This window comes from Bacteroidales bacterium MB20-C3-3, assembly GCA_035609245.1.
In the GTDB taxonomy this organism is placed as follows: domain Bacteria; phylum Bacteroidota; class Bacteroidia; order Bacteroidales; family UBA932; genus Bact-08.
Genome location: CP141202.1, coordinates 958,861 through 973,609, shown reverse-complemented (window position 1 = coordinate 973,609; position 14,749 = coordinate 958,861). Strand labels below are relative to the sequence as shown.

The following is a 14,749-nucleotide window of genomic DNA, read 5'->3' as shown; positions in this document are numbered from 1 at the left end:
TGCAATTTTTGCTAAAAGTGTGATATTTGAAACAATTGTAACAAATGAAAAAATATTTGTCCCTTTTTCTCTCCTTTTTAGGCTTTTCCTGTGCTGCCCCGCATATTGCTCTTGAACCACAGGAGTCTTTTGATATAAAGAAATATATGGGCAAATGGTACGAAATTGCCAGATTGCCAAATAGCTTTGAAGAGGGACTAGAGGAGAATACTGCTTTTTATGAACTTAGAGAGAACGGGGATGTGACTGTAATAAATCAGGGAAGAGTAGTTGCCGATAAAAGCCGGTATAAAGAGGTTAAAGGTAGGGCATGGATTCCGGATGCAAACGAACCATCCAAGCTAAAGGTGAGTTTCTTTTGGCCCTTTGCCGGAGACTACTGGGTGCTCAGAGTAGACCGGGATTACTCAATAGCGCTTGTTGGAGATCCATCAAGAGAATACCTCTGGATCCTGGCTCGCGAAAGAGACCCTGATCCAAAGGTAGTGAGTGAACTGAAGGCTTACGCCTCAAGCCTTGGGTATGCTGTCGAAAATATGGTCAGCGGCCTTGCGGACTAAATAGTCATCTGCAATATTGGGAATAGTGACCCTGAGTTCAGGTGTTCTCTCCATCTCCCTCTTTATTGCAAAAATAGCCCCGCTGTTTCTTGCCCAGGCTCTTCTTGAGATTCCGTTATTTACATCCCAGTGAAGCATGTTTTTTATTCTTCTGTCTGCCTCTTCGCTTCCGTCTATTACCATCCCGAAACCTCCGTTGATAACCTCTCCCCAGCCAACACCTCCTCCGTTATGTATTGATACCCATGTAGCACCGCGGAAAGAGTCTCCTATTACATTCTGAATTGCCATGTCGGCTGTAAAGGATGAGCCGTCGTATATATTTGAGGTCTCTCTGTATGGAGAGTCTGTTCCTGAGACATCGTGATGATCCCTGCCAAGTACAATTGGAGCAGATACCCTGCCCTCCCTTATAGCCCGGTTCATCTCGAGGGCAATTTTTATCCTTCCCTCAGAATCGGCATAAAGTATTCTGGCCTGTGAACCCACTACCAGCTTGTTGGCACCGGCCTCCTTTATCCAGTGAATGTTATCCAGGAGTTGATTCTTAATCTCTTCCGGGGCACTCGTGGCTATCTCTTCCAGGACACTTGCTGCAATCTGATCTGTGACGGCAAGGTCATCGGCATTAGAGGATGTACATACCCACCTGTATGGGCCGAATCCGTAATCGAAAAAGAGAGGACCCATTATATCCTGAACATAGGAAGGATATACAAAAGTGCCATCCTCGCGGAGAATGTCTGCACCAGCTCTGGATGCCTCCAGAAGAAATGCATTACCATAATCAAAGAAATACATGCCTCTTGAAGAGAGCTTATTTATTGCCTCAGCATGTCTGACCAGTGTTGTCTGCACCTCTCTCCTGAATCTTTCAGGCTCATCTGCCATCATCCTGTTTGACTCTTCAAAACTAATTCCGGCAGGGTAGTATCCGCCTGCCCAGGGATTGTGAAGAGATGTCTGGTCGCTGCCCAGATCAGGGTCAATGCCGGATTCAATAAATTTCTCCCATAGATCTACTATATTCCCCTGGTAAGCAATTGAGACAGCCTCTTTATTCTCCTTTGCCTTAACAATTCTTTGCATAAGCAAATCCAGGTCTGTATACACTTCGTCAACCCACCCCTGAGAGTGGCGAGTATGGACTGCCTTGGGATTAATCTCAGCAACAACTCCAATTACACCGGCAATAACAGCTGCTTTTGGCTGTGCACCTGACATCCCGCCAAGACCTGAGCTTACAAAAACTTTTCCTCTTAAATCAGTTTCTCCCGGCCTCAGCCTCATTCTAGCGGCATTGAGAACTGTTATTGTTGTGCCATGAACGATTCCCTGAGGGCCTATGTACATAAATGATCCTGCTGTCATCTGGCCATATTGAGATACTCCGAGTGCATTGAACTTTTCCCAGTGATCTTTTGTGGAGTAATTGGGTATAACCATTCCATTGGTTACTATTACCCTTGGAGCCTCCTTGTGAGAGGGGTAAAGCCCCATAGGATGCCCGGAATAGAGCACGAGTGTTTGCTCGTCCGTCATTGTTGCCAAATATTGCATTGTAAGGAGGTACTGAGCCCAGTTTTGAAAAACTGCACCATTTCCCCCGTAGGTAATTAGTTCATGAGGATGCTGAGCAACGGCGTGGTCAAGATTGTTGCTTAGCATAAGCATTATTGCTGCAGCCTGTTTTGATTTGTGAGGATAGTCATTTATACTTCTTGCCTTAATCTCATATCTGGGTCTTAATCTGTGCATATATATCCTGCCATATTCAACAAGCTCCCCGGCAAATTCCTCTGCTAAGAGAGCGTGATGCCTTTCAGGAAAGTACCTCAAAGCATTTTTAATTGCCAGAATTTTCTCCTCCCTGGAGAGAATATCCTTTCTTCTGGGTGCGTGGTTAACCTCCGGATCATAAGGGAGGTTGTCCGGAAGGGTTGCCGGAATCCCATCCAGTATTGACTTCTGAAACTCTGTTAGACTCATATTTGATTTTGTTGTTTTTACAAAGTTATAAAAAAAGGGCTGTTGATTTGTCGTTTATGAAAATTATCCCTACTTTTGCACCTCTTAAAAAAGGAGGTGTTTTAGCGTGATTATAGTACCAATTAAGGAGGGCGAAAATATTGAACGGGCGCTGAAGAAATTCAAGCGTAAATTCGAAAAGACAGGAACGATTCGTGAACTAAGAAGCAGAAAGACTTTTGTTAAAAATTCTGTGAGGCGTCGCGATGAGGTGAAGAAAGCCATCTATGTTCAGTCGCTGAGGATAAACGAGGAGTAATCCCCGTTAACACCCCTGCCGTAGATTCGGACAGTTAGAGAGATGTATAGGGATTTTACTCCCTGTACATCTTTTTTTTACTTGGATTATTAATCTCTTTTTTGTAAATTAGGTGCAAATTATGAGAAGATGGTGGTGGAGGAATTCATTGATTACATAGGAATTCAAAAGAGATACTCAAAGAGGACTCTTCATCTCTATAGTGATTATGTAAAAGAGCTTAGAGAATTCATTTCTCCTGAAGGAGATGATGAGTTTTTGGGTGAGCTTAAACCACAGGTCATAAGAGGGTTTATATCTGCAGGTCTTGAATCAGGGCTGAGCAGCAGAACAGTAAATCTTAAATTATCAGCGATCAGTAGTTTTTGTAATTATCTACAAAGGGCAGGGAAAATTGAGGCAAATCCTGTGAAAAAGGTTCACAGGCCTAAGTCATCTGCAAGATTACCTCTTTTTTATACTGAAAATTCACTTGCAAATTATCTTAGTAATGAGGTAGAGAAAGGAAATTTCCTCTCTCTGAGGGATAGAACAATGGTACTATTGTTGTACACCACAGGAATAAGAAGGGCAGAACTGGCCTCTATGAATATCAGTCAGTGGGATAAAGAGAGGAGAGTTATCAGGGTTAGCGGGAAAGGTGATAAAGAGCGGGAGATTCCTGTTACAGAGGAGTTGGATAAAGCGCTTAAAATTTATGAAGCAGAGATGAAAGAGTTTTATTCAGAGAATAGATCTGACAAACTTTTTCTTACTGACTCGGGGCAACCTTTATATCTCTCGTTTGTTAATAAAGTAGTAAAAAGAGAGCTTAGTTCAGTTAAGGGGTTTACCGGAAAGAAGTCGCCCCATGTTCTGAGGCATTCAATTGCAACCCATCTTCTGAACAACGGAGCTGACCTTAATAGCATAAAGGAGGTGCTCGGACACTCCTCACTGGCTGCCACGCAGGTTTATACTCACAACTCGTTCGAGCAAATGAAAAAGATATTTCTAACCGCTCATCCAAGAGCAAAAAAAGGAGGATAATATGGACATCAGGATTCAGTCACTAAAGTTTGACGCAGATCAGAAATTAATCGACTTCATTGAGAAGAAATTTTCCAAACTACCAAAGTTCTATGACGAAATTTCAAATGTTGAGATTGTTCTCAGCCTTCTTCCTGATCACGAAAACAAAAATGTAAAGGTAATGGTAGAGGTGCCGGGCAACCAGATACTAGTGGAGAGGCACTCTAAAACATTTGAGAACGCTGCAGTAGATTGCGTTGATGTCTTGAAGGACCTTCTCGTTAAAGCCAAGGAGAAGAGAAAAGAGCCATAGCCTCTCTCTTACTCCCAGAATAATGACAGAAACTCCTCTCTCTCTATATTTGATATATAGTCAGAGAGGTTTATCTTTTCTACTCTTTCAGTTAATTGGTTATGTGAGTGATTACAACCTTTGATTAAATTTTCCAGCTCCTCTGTCTCCTTGTTGAAAAAATAATCTCCAAAAATTTTAATCTCCTCAATTTTACCCTTCTCAACCTGAAGATAGATCTCTATTAGCCCGGCCGGGAATTTCTTTACCTTGGAATATGTATATGAGGGGGATTTCCCGTAATTCCAGCTGTCAAGAGAGTATTTAGTCTCTTTAAGCTTAGTTATTGCCTCAATATCATCTTTGGAATATTCGTACCGGCTGTAGCCTGAACCGGATCCTGCAACAAAGTTGTGAAGAAAATCAATAAACTCTTTAATAGAGAGAGGTGTTTTAAGGTGCTCTGTAATGTTTGTTACCCGGCTTCTGTTAGATTGCACAGATTTTCCTGTGAATTTCTCTGATCTGGCGGCAAGTGCATTTGAGAGATCTGCCATTGAGGCAGAAAAGAGAAGAGTACCATGCTGAAGTAACCTGTTCTTATATCTGGCAACAGCATTTCCTGAGAACTTTCTTCCGTCAATAAGTAAATCGTTTCTTCCCTCCAGATAGGCATCGACTCCTATTGACTTCAATGCATCAATAATTGGCTTTGTAAATCTTGCAAACATAACGGCACTCTCCTCATTCGCCTCTGCATTATCTATGAAGGTAAAGTTTACATTACCAAGGTCGTGGAAAACTGCACCTCCACCGGTAAGACGCCTGACAACTTTTATCCCTCTCTCTCTTACATAGTCTGTATTAATCTCTGCATATGCATTCTGATGGTTGCCAATAATGATTGCATTATCATTTTGCCACAATCTGAAAATCGGTTTGTCAATATTTTTAAATAGATACTCTTCAGCTGCCAGATTCCACCAGGGATCTGTATTATTGTCAATTACGAAGTACATTTTTTTGAAAAATAAGTTGTAAAATCTTGTATGTCAAATACCCTACTGCTATCCCAAAAAGAGCTCCAAAAAGAACATCTCCAGGAAAATGTCTCCCCACATATATTCTGCTATATGAAACAATTGTTGCCCAGGAAAAGATCAGTATTGTATACCATCTTCTCTTAAAAATTGCAGATGTAAGCATTGCCAGGCCAAATACATTTGAAGCGTGACCTGAAACAAATCCATAGCTGAACCTGTTGTCCTCAATGACCCTGGCAAGATTACATGTAAATGGGTCCCATCCCGGCCTTAGTCTGCTTACAAAATATTTAATCTGATTTGAGAAGTAATCTGTAACAACAAAAGTTGCAATTATTGCAAAAATGATAATAAGTACGGTCCTTGTATCTCTCTTATGGAAATTGATTTTACGCCTGTAATTACCAGATTCGTCAAGCTCTTTATTAAAATTGCAGGACCAAATAATACAAAATATAATTGCTATATACAGAGGGAGCCATGGCAGACGGGAAGAGAAAAGAGTCATCACCCAGTCAAAAAATGCCGAGTGAAGATTATTGAAAAACAGGAAGAGGTTCCTGTCCAGTTCCTCTATCTTGTCAAGCATCGTTTAGGTTAATTACAGCTCTCTGTTGAGCATTTCCCAGAGCATATCCTTTAATTGAACTATGCCCTTTCCGGTCACCGAAGATATAAAAATATGTGGAATTTTTCTGGGAAGAGTTCTTTTTATCTCTTTAATGAGTTCATCATCCAGCATATCAGATTTTGATATTGCCAGAACACGCTCTTTATCAAGAAGCTCCGGGTTGTACTGCTTAAGTTCGTTAAGGAGAATTTTGTACTCTTGTTTGATATCATTGCTGTCTGCTGGAATCATAAACAGAAGCATTGAATTTCTTTCAATGTGCCGTAAAAATCGCAATCCCAAACCTCTACCCTCGTGAGCCCCTTCAATAATACCCGGAATGTCAGCCATCACAAAAGATTTATGGTCACGGCACTCAACGATTCCTAAATTTGGCTCCAGGGTTGTAAATGCATAGTCTGCAATCTTAGGTCTGGCTGCAGATACAACAGAGAGAAGTGTTGACTTCCCGGCATTTGGAAATCCTACGAGACCTACATCTGCAAGAATCTTAAGTTCAAGTACAAACCAGTTCTCCTCTCCGGGCTCTCCCGGTTGTGCATATCTTGGTGTCTGGTTGGTTGAGGTTTTAAAAAAGGCGTTACCCATTCCTCCTCTGCCACCCTTCACAATTATCTTCTCCTCTCCCTCTTCTGTTATCTCAAAAAGCACCTCCTGGGTATCTGCTACTTTAGCAACTGTCCCCAGCGGTACATCCAGGATTATATCTTCTCCATCTGCTCCTGTACAAAGGGCGCCGCTTCCGGCTCCGCCGTGGTCTGCCTTGATATGTTTTCTGTATTTCAAATGGATCAGTGTCCAGTACTGAGAGTTGCCCCGTAAAATTATGTGGCCGCCTCTGCCTCCATTGCCTCCGTCGGGTCCGCCTTTAGCCACAAATTTCTCTCTGTGGAGATGCATAGAGCCCTTTCCACCGTTTCCGGAGGCGCAAAAAAGCCTTACATAATCTACGAAGTTTGAATTACTCATCTAATGTTTTATCTATGATTTTGCAAATATCCACAAAGTTCTCCTCAACAGACTGATCGCCATTTACAGGCATATATTTGCTTTGGTTTTTATAATAACTTATAAGAGGTTCGGTGACCTTATGGTATGTCTTTATTCTTGTGCGGATTGTCTCAAAATCAGCATCATCCTTTCTGCCCTCAATGTTAGCTCTGTGTTGAATCCTTTTGATGTTAACGCTATCTGTTGTCTCAAGTGATAAAACAGCGTCTACTTTGTATCCAAACTCCTCCAGCATTGTGTCTAAAGCAATTGCCTGAACAGTATTTCTTGGAAATCCATCCAGGATATATCCCTTAGCTTGGGTTTCCGGATTGCAAATCTCCTCTCGGACAATACCAATTACTAATTGGTCAGGAACAAATTCTCCTTTTTCAATTAGCTCTGCTGCAATTTTACCAATTTCGCTCTTTTTGGCAATTTCGTTTCTGAGAAGCTCACCGGTTGAGATGTGCCTAAAATTATATCTTTTGGCTATCAGGGTAGATTGGGTACCCTTTCCTGCGCCCGGAGGGCCGAATATTAAAAAGTATTTCATTACTGATTTGAAGGTGTATCCAATACATAAATGTCCTTGTACTGTCTTCCAAGTTCATCGTAATCAAGTCCATATCCTACAATAAAGTCGTTGGGAATCTCCATCGCAACATACTCTATTGGAATATCTCTTTTGTATGCATCTGGTTTAAGAAGAAGAGTGCATACAATAACTCTGTCTGCTCCTGCATCTGTAAGCATTTTATGAAGTTCCACAATTGTTGCCCCGGTGTCTACTATATCTTCAACAAGGACAACAGTACGACCCTTTACCTCTGTGCCGAGTCCTATTATCTGTTTCAACTCACCGGTTGACTCTGTTCCTGAGTATGAAGAGACCTTTATAAACGAAAGCTCGCATTGAAAATTAAGATTTTTAAGCAAGTCAGAAGTAAACATAAAGGAGCCGTTCAGTACGGATAGGAACAGAGGTTTATGAACACCTTTGAAATCGTTGTTCAATTTAACCGCAAGCTCCTCAATGCTCTTTTGAATCTTATCGTGAGGGATAAAAATACGGAAAGACTTGTCGTGTAGGTCTATGCGTTCCATTTCAAAAAATATTTGTGCCCGCGAAATTAAGTATTAATTTTGTCATTAACCAATTTTACTCAAATATACAATGAATCCATTAGTTAGCATTATTATGGGAAGCACCTCTGATATGGGTGTAATGAAACAGGCTGCAGATTTTCTTAATGAGATGGAGATTCCATTTGAAATAAATGCCCTTTCTGCCCACAGAGTCCCTCAGCAGGTTATGGCTTTTGCAAACAATGCTGCTTCAAGAGGAGTTAAGGTTATTATTGCCGGTGCGGGAGGAGCAGCCCACCTTCCCGGTGTAGTAGCAGCTATTACACCATTACCTGTTATTGGTGTTCCGGTTAATTCATCTAACTCAATTGACGGGTGGGATTCAATCTTGTCAATACTCCAGATGCCTGCAGGCATACCAGTTGCTACGGTAGCCCTTGATGGTGCAAGAAATGCAGCTATCCTGGCTTTACAAATTCTGGCAACAGGGGATGAAAAGAGAATGGAGCAAATGGTTAATTTTAAAAACGAACTTGCAAAAAAGATTGTAAAGGCAAACGAAGAACTGGACCAGATAAAGTATAGCTTTAAGGTTCCCAGGGGATAAATAAATCATAATTTTTTAAAATGAGGGGGAGATATGAGGAGATGGATTTTTGTCCTGCTGTGCATATTGTGTGGCAGGTTAAACTTGTGCTATGCACAAAAGGTATTTGATCCGGAGAGAATACTGCAGGGAAGGATTGAGAACATGGAAGAGGGGCTTGGAGAGGAGGTCTTTGATGATTTGCTGGATAATCCCTTAAGAATTAATGAGGTTGCTCTTTCACGATTGGAGGAGTTCCCTCTTTTTACAAGATTTATGGCCGCCTCTCTCTACGATTATATAAAGAGGAATGGCGCTGTTCTTTCACTCTACGAGTTGTCTGCGGTACCTGGCTTTAATAAAGAGGTGGCTGAGGCTTTGGCCCCTTTTCTCGACCTCTCTGAAAAGAGAAGGCTGCGGATTGGAGAACTGTCAAAGATGCTGAAGGGGGGCAGATCTCAATTACTTATAAGGGGATCGGCCTATACAAAAAGGCAGGAGGGGTTTTTGCCGATTTCTGCCGAGGAGTGGAAGAAGAGGCCAAACAGCAGATATCTTGGGCCACCGGGAAGGGTCTATGCTCAGTATAAATTTGAGGTGCCGGGAGTTATCAGGTTCTCTGCTACAACAGAGAAAGATCCGGGTGAAAAGATTGGGGATTATGCTGGTCTCTCTCTTCAGGCAGAGGGTCTGGGACCAATAGTTAAGATTATTGCTGGAGATTTTACAGCAAGATTTGGACAGGGGCTGGTTCTGTGGAATGCACCTTCGCTATTTTCATCATCGGGCTCATCATCACTTATAAAGCAGGAGTTTGGAATCTCCTCCTATTCATCAACCGACGAAAACAGAGCTTTCCGTGGGGTTGGAATAACAACTGGAAAAGGGAGAATAAGTATATCTTTAATTGCCTCATCCAGAAAAATTGACGCCAGAATTGTAAATGACGGATTTACCTCCCTTCTGAATACCGGACTCCATAATACTGTTACTACCAGGGAGAGAAGGAGAAATCTTAATTTATCCTTAGCAGGTCTGAATATATCATATGGAGCAGACAAAATCAAAACAGGATTGACTCTTGCCGTGTACAGATACTCCTCTCCCTATGCAGGGAGGGATTCCGTTCAGATTAATCGCCAAATGAGATTCGGTAACTTTGGAGGTAACTTTGGAGCGGACATATATGCCATTGCAGGTAATTTCAGACTCTTTGGTGAGATTTCTTCAGATATTGGTTTTCATCCTGCATTACTTGCAGGAGTTTTGTGGCGGAGGGGTTACAATCTAGATTTTTCTGTTGCCGGGAGATATTATTCTCCCTTTCATCTCTCTCCTTTTGGAGGTGCTATATCCAAAAGCGGAAACATGCGGAATGAGGAGGGGGCCGATTTTGTTGTAAACTGGAGAGGAAAGGGGGAGTCTAAAATAAGAGGATGGATATCCTGGATTTATGGAATGAATTTTCCAAGGATCGGGGCCGAGGCTGAGTTGCCTGCCGGAAACTCATTTAAAATTAAAATTAAATCTGATATAAGGGAGGAGAGGGGTGCACTAAGGCTTCAGGTTGACTGGTCAAACGGAGGGGCTGTTACTTTTTCAACCAGGGGAGAGGGTACTCTGGCAGGGTTTGGTAAGGATTTAACAACGGGTTGGATGGTGTACTCGGAGCTTTTTGCAAGAGAGTCATCCGGATTTGTGAATGGTTCGGCAAGGATTGCATTCTTTTCTACTCCAAAATGGGATAACCGTATTTATGCATATGAGAGGGATTTGCTATACGGGTTTTCAATCCCTGCCCTTTACGGAAAAGGATTCCGATGTTATTTGAATATGCACTTCCAGATATTTAAATGGATGGATATTTGGCTTAAAGGGTCAATGTGGCATTATCTTGACAGGGAGAGTACAGGAGAGGGTCCCACTAAAATGGAGGGACCCTCATCGGTAGAAATTAAAGGGGAAGTAAGACTTAGATTCTGATCGGTAGTTTACAAAGGTTTAATTTTGATTTTTTTACCGGGCATAATCTTACTTTTCTTTGAGAATCCGTTGAGCTTCATTATGTCATTCAAGCTCACCCCTTCAAATTTTCTGGAGATTTCCCATAGGGTGTCTCCCTTTTTAACAGTATACATCAAATATTCACCCGCTCTGGAAGTTGAAGCTAAAGCCGAAGAGGCTTTAGCAGATGCTGCAGGAGCACCGTTTTTATGAATAGTGAGTCTCTGACCAATTCGTATGTTGCTTTTAACTCCATTCCATCTCTGAAGATCAGAGAGTCTAACACCATATCTTTGTGCAATTCTTCCCAGTGTTTCACCTCTTCTGACTGTGTGATATGTTGTGCTCTGTGTCTGAACGCTTTTAGCATCATTGAGCACAATTGGATTAAAGAATACTGAGTCTTTAAAAGAGTAGATCTCCTTTTCGTGATCAACAAACTGGGCAGTGTAGTTGAATGGTAATTTAAGTAGATATGTTTTGTTTTCAGTTCCTGGTATAATCTCTTTTACATATTGCGGATTGAGATCTGCAATCTCCTCTTTTGTAATTCCGATTAGTTCAGAAATCTGTCCAAAATGAAGGGGCCTTCTTATTTCAAATGTATCAACATGAGCAGGCATTGCAATTGCTCTGGGGGTAATTCCGTGATCTTTGTAGTATGCAAGTGTGTACAGAGCAGCTACGAAAGAGGGAACATAGCCACGGGTCTCTCTCGGAAGATATGGGTATATTGTCCAGAAATCTCTTGATCCGCCGGCTCTGCGTATTGCTTTGTTTACATTTCCTGCTCCGCAGTTGTATGATGCTATTGCCAGCGACCAGTCTCCAAATATTGTATACGCATCCTTCAGATATTTTGCCGCTGCGTGTGAAGATGCCACAGGATCAAGCCTCTCATCAACATAGGTGTTAATTTCAAGATTGTATTGTCTGGCTGTTCTGTACATAAATTGCCAGATGCCCCTGGCATTTACTCTTGAGGTGGCCACCGGATTTAATGCAGATTCAATAATTGCCATAGCCTTCAGCTCTTTAGGCATGTCATACTGGTCAAAAATCTCCTCAAAAATTGGAAGATAGTAACTTGAAAGTCCAAGAATCAGGTCAATTTTATTGGGGATTCTTTGTGTATAATATATTATGTGATTCTTTATAATATTGTTGTACGGAAGAGGTATAAACGAATTTATGGCCTTTAATCTCTTTATGAGAATTGAGTCAGGAGTGTCTGAAGTTAGATTTTCAGTCTCAAGGTTAACAGATATCCCTTCATCAAGTGTAAGGCTGCGCTGAACATACCAGAGATTCAGCAAGGAGTCCGTGTTGGCTGATGGGTCAAGCAGGTCTTCTGTTTCAAAGAAACTGAGTCCCCCCGGATTTATAGTGTCATTTTCACTTAATGTGTCAGAAAATGGGATGGAGTTTTGCTCAATCTCCCTTTTAAGAGAATCAACTCTGAAGCGTAGAGTCTCAATCTCTTGCTCCATAGATTCACGGCTTGGCCTCTTTTTTTTAAACCACTGAGCTTCAGATTGAAGGGGTGAAAGCAATAGCGAACTTGTCAATAAAGCCGATATAGCTATAGATTTGAGTCTGTGTTTGATTTTCATTTTAGAATCTGATGTTAAGTGACAAACCCAAAGAGGGAGTCGTGTTTTTGGTAAATTTGTAATCAAGAGGCTCAATTACAGTTGGAAGAAGAGATGCAGTAATGTCATCACTCATGTCAAAATCCTGAAGATGAGCAAAAACATTTGCGTCAATAATATTCAGAGCATAAACGATTACCCCTGCAAGGAGGGAGTAGTCACGGAAGCGCCTGTATTCATCTCTGTAGTATTTTAATGTCTCTGCACTTGCTGTTCCACTGTATCCAGAGCCCGGAGTTGTAGCCTGGTTGTGCAGGTCCTTGTAATATCTGTATTGGTAGTTGTTACTTGAAATAAAATAACCGACTGTTATAAAACCTCCATAAATAATTGGAATTTTCCAGTAGTCTCCATTGTAAGCCTGCCCCAGCCCTGGCAGCATAGCTGAATATATTGATGCTCTGGCGGGAAGTACCGGTTTGTTATATTTGAAAGATACCGCACCATCAAGGACTCCACCCCACCAGGTTATTGCAGCGGCCGCGTAAAAGAGACCTCTTTGCGTTTTATATTTGCTATCTCCACTCTCCTGAAACATTTTATTGCTGTGGATTGCTCCGTATGTAAAGCCAGCAATTCCTCCATAAAGTACAGGGAGCTTCCAGTAATCTCTGTTGTAGATCTGGGCAGTTCCCGGCAGAATCAAAGAGCCTATCCATAATCTTGAGAGATTTATAGAATCTTTTCCGGCGATACTTCTGAAATACCTCTTAAGAGTATATTCAGGAGGCCTGTATTTTCCCTCCTCATCCTTCTGTTCGTTCTGGTTTGACTGAGAGCTGCCCGGAGGACCTGTTCTTGACATATTACCTACAAACTGACCCTGTGCATACAGAGATAACATCAAGAATAATATGATTGCAGCAAATTTTCGCACAGGACAATTCTCTATTGGTTAATCTTCTCCAGAGCCTCTCTAAACTCCTCTATCTCTTTGTCACTTCCAAATCTTACAGTTAAAGAGCCGCCACCTTTTACATCTTTTTTCAGCGAAATATTATTGTTGAAGTATTTGCCAACAATCTCCAAAACCCTGAAATAGGATTCGCTCAACTCCTCGGCTGACTCAGAAGATTTTTTCTCCTCTTTAGCCATTCCCAACTTTTTGACCCTCTCTTCAACATCCCTTACAGACAAATCCTTCTCAATTATTGTACTGCAAATTTTGAGCTGCTTTGAAGGAGTATCCAGTGATAAAAGGGCTTTTGCGTGGCCCATTGTAATCTTTCCGGCCCTGATTGCAAGTTGTATCTCTGCAGGTAATTTCAGAAGTCTAAGATAGTTGGTTATTGTTGCTCTTTTTTTCCCAACTCTATCTGCCATCTCCTCCTGGGTAAGGCTACACTCCTCAATTAGCCTCTGAAAACTAAGCGCTATCTCAATAGAATCCAGATTCTCCCTTTGTATATTCTCAACAATAGCCATTTCAAGCATTCCCTGATCGTCTGCTTTCCTTATATACGCAGGGATAGTAGTAAGACCAGCAAGTTGAGAAGCTCTGAATCTTCTCTCACCGCTAATTATCTGAAATGTGCCGTCTTCTATTTGCCTTACTGTTATAGGTTGAATTAATCCAAGTGTCTTAATTGAGTCGGCAAGTTCATCAAGAGCCTCTTTATCAAAAGAGCTCCTTGGCTGGTAAGGGTTTGCAACAATTTTTCCTATAGAAATTTCTGATATAGAGGCAAAGCCGGGCTCTCCCTCTCCTGTATGCTGCCTGCCGAGATTCAGGCTATTTGCGTCAGATATCAGAGCACCGAGTCCTCTTCCTAGGGCAGATTTCTTCATTTTATTTACCTTGAGTTCTTCTTAACAATCTCTTTGGCAAGATTAAGGTAGTTATTAGCACCGGCCGATATAGCGTCGTGAAGAATAACCGGCTTCCCAAATGACGGAGCCTCCTGTAATCTTACATTTCTTTGTATAACAGTTCCAAAAACCATCTCTCCAAAGTGATTTCTTACCTCGTCTGCCACTTGGTTTGCGTGTCTCAGACGGCCATCGAACATAGTAAGCAGAAATCCCTCAATCTGAAGTTGTGTGTTTAGTCTGTTCTGAACAAGTTTAATTGTATTGAGAAGCTTTCCCAGCCCCTCAAGTGCAAAATATTCACATTGTACAGGGATGAGAACAGAGTCTGCAGCGCTTAAAGCGTTTATGGTTATTACACCAAGCGATGGTGAGCAGTCTATGATTATATAATCATAATCATCTTTGACCCTTTCAAGAGATTTTTTCAAAACCAGCTCTCTGTCAGGCACATTTAAAATTTCAATCTCTGCACCAACAAGGTTAATATGCGAGGGAACAAGCTTCAGACCAGGAATAGCTGTTTCAAGTGATATAGATGCAATCTCCTCTTTACCAATAAGAACCTCGTAAAGGGTCTTCTTGGAACTTGAATCAGGATCAAAGTTAAGTCCTGAAGTTGAGTTCGCCTGAGGGTCCGCATCAACAAGAAGTGCCCTTTTTTCAAGAACAGCAAGTGATGCTGCAAGATTAATTGCTGTCGTGGTTTTTCCTACTCCACCCTTCTGGTTTGCTATTGCTATTATTTTTCCCATATATGTACTATCTGAATGCCTTTTCCTCAAACTGCAAATC

General features: G+C 41.6%; 16 protein-coding genes. 6 read left to right on the top strand and 10 right to left on the bottom strand.

Going from position 1 to position 14,749, the window contains the following annotated elements:
* Positions 1–44 precede the first annotated feature (44 nt).
* Entirely contained in the window at positions 45–560 is a 516-nt protein-coding gene (locus U5907_04395; protein WRQ33889.1) for a lipocalin family protein, read from the top strand.
* On the opposite strand, the gene U5907_04390 is transcribed toward U5907_04395, so the two are convergent.
* Positions 510–2,549 (bottom strand): urocanate hydratase, encoded by a 2,040-nt coding sequence (locus tag U5907_04390; protein ID WRQ33888.1) that lies wholly within the window; start codon positions 2,547–2,549, stop codon positions 510–512. The genes U5907_04395 and U5907_04390 overlap by 51 nt on opposite strands.
* A gap of 106 nt (positions 2,550–2,655) precedes the next feature.
* On the opposite strand from U5907_04390, the gene rpsU reads away from it, so the two are divergent.
* The 3 genes from rpsU (at position 2,656) to U5907_04375 (ending at position 4,171) form a co-directional block, all read left to right on the top strand.
* A complete protein-coding gene (gene rpsU, locus U5907_04385; GenBank protein ID WRQ33887.1) occupies positions 2,656–2,847 on the top strand; it encodes a 30S ribosomal protein S21 in 192 nt (63 codons plus the stop codon).
* A gap of 129 nt (positions 2,848–2,976) precedes the next feature.
* On the top strand, positions 2,977–3,876 hold the full coding sequence (locus tag U5907_04380; protein ID WRQ33886.1) for a tyrosine-type recombinase/integrase: 900 nt from the start codon (positions 2,977–2,979) through the stop codon (positions 3,874–3,876).
* A gap of 1 nt (position 3,877) precedes the next feature.
* Positions 3,878–4,171 (top strand): HPF/RaiA family ribosome-associated protein, encoded by a 294-nt coding sequence (locus U5907_04375; GenBank protein WRQ33885.1) that lies wholly within the window; start codon positions 3,878–3,880, stop codon positions 4,169–4,171.
* A gap of 8 nt (positions 4,172–4,179) precedes the next feature.
* Here the strand turns inward: U5907_04375 and U5907_04370 are convergent, their stop codons facing one another.
* From U5907_04370 to hpt, 5 genes are read right to left on the bottom strand one after another with little or no spacing between them, the layout of a single operon-like run.
* Positions 4,180–5,169, bottom strand: coding sequence for a lipoate--protein ligase (locus U5907_04370; GenBank protein ID WRQ33884.1), 990 nt, complete (start codon positions 5,167–5,169; stop codon positions 4,180–4,182).
* Positions 5,153–5,782, bottom strand: a complete 630-nt coding sequence (locus U5907_04365; protein ID WRQ33883.1) for a phosphatase PAP2 family protein — start codon at positions 5,780–5,782, stop codon at positions 5,153–5,155. Before U5907_04365 ends, U5907_04370 begins: the two co-directional genes overlap by 17 nt.
* Positions 5,783–5,794: 12 nt before the next feature.
* A complete protein-coding gene (gene obgE / locus U5907_04360) occupies positions 5,795–6,793 on the bottom strand; it encodes a GTPase ObgE (GenBank protein ID WRQ33882.1) in 999 nt (332 codons plus the stop codon).
* Complete coding sequence (locus U5907_04355; protein WRQ33881.1) at positions 6,786–7,370, bottom strand: adenylate kinase; 585 nt, start codon at positions 7,368–7,370, stop codon at positions 6,786–6,788. Before U5907_04355 ends, obgE begins: the two co-directional genes overlap by 8 nt.
* A complete protein-coding gene (hpt, locus tag U5907_04350; protein WRQ33880.1) occupies positions 7,370–7,921 on the bottom strand; it encodes a hypoxanthine phosphoribosyltransferase in 552 nt (183 codons plus the stop codon). Before hpt ends, U5907_04355 begins: the two co-directional genes overlap by 1 nt.
* 70 nt (positions 7,922–7,991) lie before the next feature.
* On the opposite strand from hpt, the gene purE reads away from it, so the two are divergent.
* Together purE and U5907_04340 are read left to right on the top strand one after the other, a co-directional pair.
* Positions 7,992–8,510, top strand: a complete 519-nt coding sequence (purE, locus tag U5907_04345) for a 5-(carboxyamino)imidazole ribonucleotide mutase (GenBank protein WRQ33879.1) — start codon at positions 7,992–7,994, stop codon at positions 8,508–8,510.
* Positions 8,511–8,543: 33 nt separating this feature from the next.
* Complete coding sequence (locus tag U5907_04340) at positions 8,544–10,472, top strand: hypothetical protein (protein WRQ33878.1); 1,929 nt, start codon at positions 8,544–8,546, stop codon at positions 10,470–10,472.
* Between the two features lie 8 nt (positions 10,473–10,480).
* Here the strand turns inward: U5907_04340 and U5907_04335 are convergent, their stop codons facing one another.
* The 4 genes from U5907_04335 to U5907_04320 are packed head-to-tail and all read right to left on the bottom strand — an operon-like array spanning position 10,481 to position 14,709.
* Positions 10,481–12,106: a LysM peptidoglycan-binding domain-containing protein gene (locus U5907_04335; GenBank protein ID WRQ33877.1), complete on the bottom strand. Its 1,626-nt coding sequence runs from the start codon at positions 12,104–12,106 to the stop codon at positions 10,481–10,483.
* A gap of 1 nt (position 12,107) precedes the next feature.
* On the bottom strand, positions 12,108–12,989 hold the full coding sequence (locus tag U5907_04330) for a DUF5683 domain-containing protein (GenBank protein ID WRQ33876.1): 882 nt from the start codon (positions 12,987–12,989) through the stop codon (positions 12,108–12,110).
* 44 nt (positions 12,990–13,033) lie between these two features.
* On the bottom strand, positions 13,034–13,933 hold the full coding sequence (locus tag U5907_04325; protein ID WRQ33875.1) for a ParB/RepB/Spo0J family partition protein: 900 nt from the start codon (positions 13,931–13,933) through the stop codon (positions 13,034–13,036).
* Between the two features lie 5 nt (positions 13,934–13,938).
* Positions 13,939–14,709, bottom strand: coding sequence for an AAA family ATPase (locus U5907_04320; GenBank protein ID WRQ33874.1), 771 nt, complete (start codon positions 14,707–14,709; stop codon positions 13,939–13,941).
* Positions 14,710–14,749 lie beyond the last annotated feature (40 nt).

Coding starts and splice junctions, on each gene's coding strand:
- obgE (WRQ33882.1), bottom strand. CDS start 6,793: ATGAGTAATTCAAACTTCGTAGATTATGTAAGGCTTTTTTGCGCCTCC.
- purE (WRQ33879.1), top strand. CDS start 7,992: ATGAATCCATTAGTTAGCATTATTATGGGAAGCACCTCTGATATGGGT.
- U5907_04335 (WRQ33877.1), bottom strand. CDS start 12,106: ATGAAAATCAAACACAGACTCAAATCTATAGCTATATCGGCTTTATTG.
- U5907_04320 (WRQ33874.1), bottom strand. CDS start 14,709: ATGGGAAAAATAATAGCAATAGCAAACCAGAAGGGTGGAGTAGGAAAA.
- U5907_04340 (WRQ33878.1), top strand. CDS start 8,544: ATGAGGAGATGGATTTTTGTCCTGCTGTGCATATTGTGTGGCAGGTTA.
- U5907_04395 (WRQ33889.1), top strand. CDS start 45: ATGAAAAAATATTTGTCCCTTTTTCTCTCCTTTTTAGGCTTTTCCTGT.
- U5907_04330 (WRQ33876.1), bottom strand. CDS start 12,989: ATGTTATCTCTGTATGCACAGGGTCAGTTTGTAGGTAATATGTCAAGA.
- U5907_04325 (WRQ33875.1), bottom strand. CDS start 13,933: ATGAAGAAATCTGCCCTAGGAAGAGGACTCGGTGCTCTGATATCTGAC.
- hpt (WRQ33880.1), bottom strand. CDS start 7,921: ATGGAACGCATAGACCTACACGACAAGTCTTTCCGTATTTTTATCCCT.
- U5907_04365 (WRQ33883.1), bottom strand. CDS start 5,782: ATGCTTGACAAGATAGAGGAACTGGACAGGAACCTCTTCCTGTTTTTC.
- U5907_04355 (WRQ33881.1), bottom strand. CDS start 7,370: ATGAAATACTTTTTAATATTCGGCCCTCCGGGCGCAGGAAAGGGTACC.
- U5907_04390 (WRQ33888.1), bottom strand. CDS start 2,549: ATGAGTCTAACAGAGTTTCAGAAGTCAATACTGGATGGGATTCCGGCA.
- U5907_04380 (WRQ33886.1), top strand. CDS start 2,977: ATGGTGGTGGAGGAATTCATTGATTACATAGGAATTCAAAAGAGATAC.
- U5907_04375 (WRQ33885.1), top strand. CDS start 3,878: ATGGACATCAGGATTCAGTCACTAAAGTTTGACGCAGATCAGAAATTA.
- U5907_04370 (WRQ33884.1), bottom strand. CDS start 5,169: ATGTACTTCGTAATTGACAATAATACAGATCCCTGGTGGAATCTGGCA.